Origin of the sequence: Thermovenabulum sp. (assembly GCF_049701175.1) — a bacterium.
GTDB lineage: Bacteria > Bacillota > Thermosediminibacteria > Thermosediminibacterales > Thermosediminibacteraceae > Thermovenabulum.
This window is the reverse complement of the sequence record NZ_JBNATW010000055.1, coordinates 1-3,679: the sequence shown is the minus strand read 5'-3', so window position 1 is coordinate 3,679 and position 3,679 is coordinate 1. Positions and strand designations below refer to the sequence as shown.

General features: G+C 37.8%; 5 protein-coding genes and 1 other annotated feature. All 5 genes read left to right on the top strand.

Annotated features, from left to right (window positions below; genetic code table 11):
- Nucleotides 1–76 precede the first annotated feature (76 nt).
- The 5 genes from rplK (at nucleotide 77) to ACPLVF_RS11900 (ending at nucleotide 3,483) form a co-directional block, all read left to right on the top strand.
- A complete protein-coding gene (gene rplK, locus ACPLVF_RS11920) occupies nucleotides 77–502 on the top strand; it encodes a 50S ribosomal protein L11 (protein ID WP_424908045.1) in 426 nt (141 codons plus the stop codon).
- Nucleotides 503–568: 66 nt separating this feature from the next.
- Nucleotides 569–1,267, top strand: a complete 699-nt coding sequence (gene rplA, locus ACPLVF_RS11915) for a 50S ribosomal protein L1 (protein ID WP_424908044.1) — start codon at nucleotides 569–571, stop codon at nucleotides 1,265–1,267.
- A gap of 17 nt (nucleotides 1,268–1,284) precedes the next feature.
- Nucleotides 1,285–1,426 (top strand) — a sequence feature (ribosomal protein L10 leader region).
- A gap of 34 nt (nucleotides 1,427–1,460) precedes the next feature.
- Complete coding sequence (gene rplJ, locus ACPLVF_RS11910; protein ID WP_424908043.1) at nucleotides 1,461–1,979, top strand: 50S ribosomal protein L10; 519 nt, start codon at nucleotides 1,461–1,463, stop codon at nucleotides 1,977–1,979.
- A 74-nt stretch (nucleotides 1,980–2,053) separates the two neighbouring features.
- Nucleotides 2,054–2,431, top strand: coding sequence for a 50S ribosomal protein L7/L12 (gene rplL / locus ACPLVF_RS11905; RefSeq protein ID WP_424908042.1), 378 nt, complete (start codon nucleotides 2,054–2,056; stop codon nucleotides 2,429–2,431).
- Between the two features lie 170 nt (nucleotides 2,432–2,601).
- The gene (locus tag ACPLVF_RS11900) at nucleotides 2,602–3,483 is read left to right on the top strand and encodes a stalk domain-containing protein (protein ID WP_424908041.1); all 882 of its coding nucleotides are present in this window, start codon (nucleotides 2,602–2,604) and stop codon (nucleotides 3,481–3,483) included.
- Nucleotides 3,484–3,679: the final 196 nt, after the last annotated feature.

Genomic DNA, 3,679 nt, shown 5'->3' with positions numbered 1-3,679 from the left:
ATGTTTTATAGGTTATTGGTATGTAATTTTGATACCTTAATTTGACATAACATTTTAGTGAAAGGGAGGTGTTTAAATGGCTAAAAAGGTTGTTGCAATGGTAAAACTACAGATTCCTGCAGGTAAAGCCACACCGGCTCCACCAGTTGGCCCGGCACTTGGCCCTACAGGAATTAATATAATGAATTTCTGCAAAGAGTTTAACGAAAAGACAGCTGCTCAAGCTGGTTTGATTATTCCTGTAGAGATTACAGTATATCAGGACAGGTCCTTTACTTTTGTTTTAAAGACACCGCCGGCATCGGTACTTTTGATGAAAGCTGCTGGTGTAGAAAAAGGTTCTGGAGAACCCAATAAAAATAAAGTAGGCAAGGTTACAAGAAAAGATATAAGAGAAATTGCTGAATTAAAGATGAAGGACCTTAATGCAGCGAGCATAGAAGCAGCAATGAGGATGATTGAAGGCACTGCCCGCAGCATGGGCATAATTGTAGTAGACTAAATTTTAATTTTAAATAAAAAGTGGGAGGAAAATTTCTTCCGCTAAAACCACAGGGAGGGAAAGGAATTGGCAAAAAGAAGCAAAGCTTATCAAGAAGCTTTAAAGCTTGTCGACAGAACAAAACTTTACGACCCCAAAGAAGCTATGGAGCTGGTTTTACAAACAGCAAATAAAAAATTCGATGAAACCATAGAAGTTGCTGTAAGGCTTGGGGTTGACCCAAGACACGCTGATCAACAGGTTAGGGGCACTGTAGTATTGCCTCATGGTACTGGTAAAACAAAAAGGGTTTTGGTTTTTGCAAAAGGAGAAAAGGCAAAAGAAGCTGAAGAAGCTGGCGCAGATATTGTAGGAGCAGAGGATTTGATAGCAAAAATTGAAAGTGGCTTTTTAGATTTTGATGTTGCAGTTGCTACTCCGGACATGATGGGAGCAGTAGGTAAGCTGGGTAAGATTTTAGGTCCGAGAGGGCTTATGCCCAACCCTAAAGCAGGTACTGTAACCTTCGATGTAGCAAAAGCTGTAAAAGAGATTAAAGCGGGTAAGATAGAATACCGTGTTGATAAGACAGGTATTATCCATGCGCCCATAGGTAAAAAATCTTTCGGGGCTGAAAAATTATTGGAGAATTTCAGGGCTCTAATGGAGTCTATTATAAAGGCAAAGCCGGCAGCTGCGAAAGGACAGTATATAAAAAGTGTAGTAGTTTCTAGCACAATGGGCCCCGGAATTAAAATAAATCCTTTGAAGGTTGTTGAAAAATAGGTTTGAAAAAATAAAAATTCAAATATAACATTTCGCTGCAGACAGTAGGTGCCGAAAGGCTTAATATCCTACCGAGGCGTAAAAAAAGTTCTTTTGTATACTTTAGTATACAAAAAGGTCTTTCTGTACGTCTGCAGAAAGACCTTTTTAAGTTATAATAAAAATTAATAAACCACGACGGGGAGGTGAGAAAGTGCTGACAAAGGAGCAAAAGGTTCAAGAGGTAGAGGAGCTAAAAAAGAAGTTTACAGAAGCAAAATCAGCCATTTTAGCTGACTATAAAGGGCTGAATGTGGCTGAAGTCACCGAACTAAGAAAAAGACTTAGAGAACAGGGTATTGAATTTAAGGTTGTAAAAAATACCCTCGCAAAAATTGCTACAAAGGACATGCCTTTTAATATCGATGAATATTTGCAAGGCCCAACGGCAATTGCTTTTAGCTATAAAGACCCTGTTACGGCAGCAAAAATCCTTACAGAATTTGCGAAGGACCATAAAAACCTTGAATTAAAAGCTGCAGTTGTAGAAGGAAAAGCCGGCGGCAAGGATGTTGTAGAAAAACTTGCCAAAATGCCTCCTCGAGAAGAACTCCTTGCAAAGGCTGTGGGAGCAATTCAATCTCCGCTTTTTGGTATTGTATGGGTGTTACAAGCACCTCTCAGAGACCTTGTTTATACACTACAGGCTATTCAAGAAAAGAAAGCCTCATAATTCACCCTAAATATAAAATTATTAAAAAATTAATAATCAAAAATTACAAATAAAAATAAGGAGGAGTATTTAAGATGACAAAAGAGGAAATCATTTCAGCTATTGAGAATATGACTGTTATTGAGCTTGCAGAACTTGTAAAGGCACTTCAAGAAAAATTTGGTGTTACTGCTGCTGCACCTGTAGCAGTAGCTGCTGCGCCGGCAGCTGGCGCTCAAGCAGCAGAAGCTGCTCCCGAGCAGACCGAATTTGATGTAATCTTAGCAAATCCTGGAGCAGAAAAGATTAAGGTTATCAAGGTAGTAAGAGAACTCACAGGTCTTGGATTAAAAGAAGCAAAAGACCTTGTAGATGGAGCTCCAAAACCGATAAAAGAAAAGGTCAGCAAGGAAGAAGCAGAACAAATAAAAGCAAAGCTTGCAGAAGTTGGCGCAACGGTAGAAATAAAGTAATTAGGATTAAAGATATTAAAATTTTTATCGAAAAGAGGATGAAAAAATTTTCATCCTCTTTTTAAATTCCATCGAAAAAAATTAAAGAGATTTTATAAAAATACCCCAATTGGATAAAAAATCTTGTCGAATATAATATATAGAAAAATACATAAGGAGGGGGATGAAAAATGTTAACAAAAAAATTTTTAAAAGTAATGGCTGTGGCCTTGATTTTTACACTAATAGCGACGACTGTTGCATTAGCGGCCCAGCCGAACAAAATAAAAGACAAACCTATAAAGGAGAGAATAAGAACAGAAGCAAAAACGGTGCAAGCGAATAAAGGAGAAGATAAGACAATAAAGGAAAGGCAGCAAATCACACAAAAAACAACAAATAAAGCAAACATAGAAAACTTAAAGATGCAGGTAAGAAATCTTGAACAACAGGTAAAGATGCTAAAAGAACAGATAAAAGAGATGAAAGGTGCAGTAAAGGTAAACGGGAAACAGTTGAAATTTGACGTGCCACCTGTTATAAAGAACGGACGAGTATTGATCCCGCTCAGGGCTGTAATGAATGGATTTAAAGCAGACGTGAGCTATGACAAAGACACAAATACGGTCATAATAAAGAAAGGCGACAAAGTAGTTAAAATAGATTTAACGAATAATAAGGTATATGTAAATGACAAAGAAGTAAGTATAGATGTGCCTGCAATGGTAATAAACAACAGGACGCTTGTGCCGTTGAGATTTTTAAGCGAAGTTTTGGGCAAGAAAGTTAACTATGATGAGAAGACAGGCGATGTTGATATAGAAGGTGAAAATGAAGATGAAAATGAAGACGAAAACGCTGTTATAGAAAATAATAGCAGCAATACTACTGAAAATGAACAGCAGGAGAGCATAAATAACGAAAGCACAAGCAGTCAGGCAGAAAACCAAACACAAACAGAAAACCAGACGACAGAGAACAGCACAACGAATCCGGAAACAAACAACACAAATAATACGGAAACGAATAATAGCACAAGTCCAGAAACAACAACAGAAACAACAGGCCAATAAGCAAAAAAACTCCGGCGAAGAGCCGGAGTTTTAATTTTCTCTCGTCTGCGTAATCAAAACATATGGGTTGATGAGGAGAATTAAATAAAAAAATCTTGACACCAGAAAAGCTATGTTATAAAATATATATTGCATTTTGAATTGCGTCGCGGGGTGGAGCAGTCCGGTAGCTCGTCGGGCTCATAACCCGAAGGTC